The organism is Cellulophaga sp. (assembly GCF_039943695.1).
GTDB lineage: Bacteria > Bacteroidota > Bacteroidia > Flavobacteriales > Flavobacteriaceae > Cellulophaga.
The window spans coordinates 1-2,002 of sequence record NZ_JBDVAA010000219.1; the positions used below are offsets into that span (position 1 = coordinate 1).

General features: G+C 32.2%; 2 protein-coding genes. Both read left to right on the forward strand.

Going from position 1 to position 2,002, the window contains the following annotated elements; all coding sequences use genetic code 11:
• Positions 1-963: carboxypeptidase-like regulatory domain-containing protein (locus tag ABJD66_RS16590; RefSeq protein ID WP_348133727.1), on the forward strand; the 963-nt coding region annotated here is incomplete at its 5' end.
• Positions 964-999: 36 nt separating this feature from the next.
• Positions 1,000-2,002, forward strand: a 1,003-nt coding sequence (locus tag ABJD66_RS16595; RefSeq protein ID WP_348133730.1) for an LD-carboxypeptidase, incomplete at its 3' end; no start/stop codon positions are given.

A 2,002-nucleotide genomic window follows, 5' to 3' on the forward strand; every position in this document is an offset into this window, starting at 1 on the left:
ATTACAGTGACTGCTTTAACTGAAATAAATATATCTGCACCAAAAGATCCTAGAACTTTAGTTTTGGAAACACTTAAAAAAAGAGGTGAAAATTATTTTGAAGACCCCACTTTAATGACAGCCTTTTATAGAGAAAGCATAAAAAAAAGAAGAAAAAACATATCACTGTCTGAAGCTGTAGTTAATATTTACAAAGCTCCTTATTCTAATTCTCGTAAAGATGCGGTTAAGCTTTATAAAACAAGAAAGAGCACCAATTACTCTAAAATGGATACGCTTGCTTTAAAATTACAAGGCGGACCTTTTAATGCATTGTATGTAGATGTAATGAAGTATCCGCAATATATATTTGGTCTAGATGCATTAAAATATTACGAGTTTGCTTTTGACCACTCTACGCGCATTAATAACCGACTAGTATATGTTATTAGTTTTAAACAAAACGATAAAACTAGTGACCCACTTTATAAAGGAAAACTTTACATAGATGCAGAAAAAAAGATACTTACCAGTGCTATTTACTCTTTAAACATTACAGATAAACAAAAAGCTGCTAAATTATTTGTACGTAAAAAACCAAACAAAGCTAAAGTTTGGCCAACAGATGTTGCTTACCGTGTAGACTACAGAGAAAAAAACAACAAATGGTACTACGGCTACAGTAGCGCTATTTTAGAATTTAAAATTGATTGGGATAGTCGTTTATTTAACTCTGTTTACAGTATGAGCTGTGAAATGGCAGTTACAGATTGGAAAAAAAATACAAGTAATGTTTTACCTAAAGGAAAAGACAAAGTTAAAATGTCTATAATTTTAGGTGATGAAGCTGTAGGTTTTTCAGATCCTAACTTTTGGGGAGAATACAACATTATAGAACCAGAAAAATCTATTGAGTCTGCTATAAAAAAGATTAATAGACAGTTAAAAAGATCAAAAGGTAATGGTTCTGATGTAAAACCATAAAAGAGTATATTAGTAGTAGAAATACAATTTATTACTATGCTTAAACGAAGAAAATTTATTACATCTAGCCTTAGTACGGCTGCAGCTAGTATGTTGCCAATTACTATAATTAACAGTGATTTTAACATTACTAAAAATCACATATTAAAAGGTAAAAAACTAAAAAGAGGAGACACTATTGGTTTGGTTGCTCCTGGTTATGCTGTTTCTTCAGACGGACTAGAACACGCCAAAACTACACTACGCAAAATGGGTTTTATACCCTACCACACAGACCGTATTATTGGCAATTATGGTTATTTTAGTAATACTGATACAGAAAGGGCTGCAGATTTAAACGAAATGTTTGCCAACCCAAATGTAGATGGTATTTTATGTGCACGTGGTGGTTATGGCTGTACACGTATTATGCAAATGATAAATTATGACATCATTAAAAACAACCCTAAAGTTTTTATTGGTTTTAGTGATATCACAACCTTACTAAACGGATTTTATAAAGAAACTGGCTTGGTTGGTTTTCACGGCCCTGTTGGCACTACGTTAGATAACGAGTACGGAATTTCTATGCTAGAGCAACTTGTTGTTAATCCTAAAAAGAATGTAGTTATTCATAATTCTGACTTAACGGAAGAGCAAAAACAAGATACAGAGTATAATAGATATGTAATTACACCCGGTAATGCAGAAGGTATTATGGTTGGCGGAAGCTTAACATTAATTAACGCTTTAATTGGCACACCGCATGAAATAGATTTTACAAATAAAATTGTATGTATTGAAGATGTAGAAGAGTCTCCTTACCGTATAGACCGTATGTTAACGCAATTAATAGAAGGCAAAACTTTTAAAAATGCGGCAGGATTAGTTCTAGGAGTTTTTGCTGGTTGCGAAACAACACACAAAACAAAAACGTTTACGTTAAAAGAAGTTATTATAGATAGGTTACAACCTTTGAATATACCTACGGTATACGGAATGTCTTTTGGGCATATACCTGCAAATTTTACATTTCCTATTGGTGTAAATGCAAAATTAA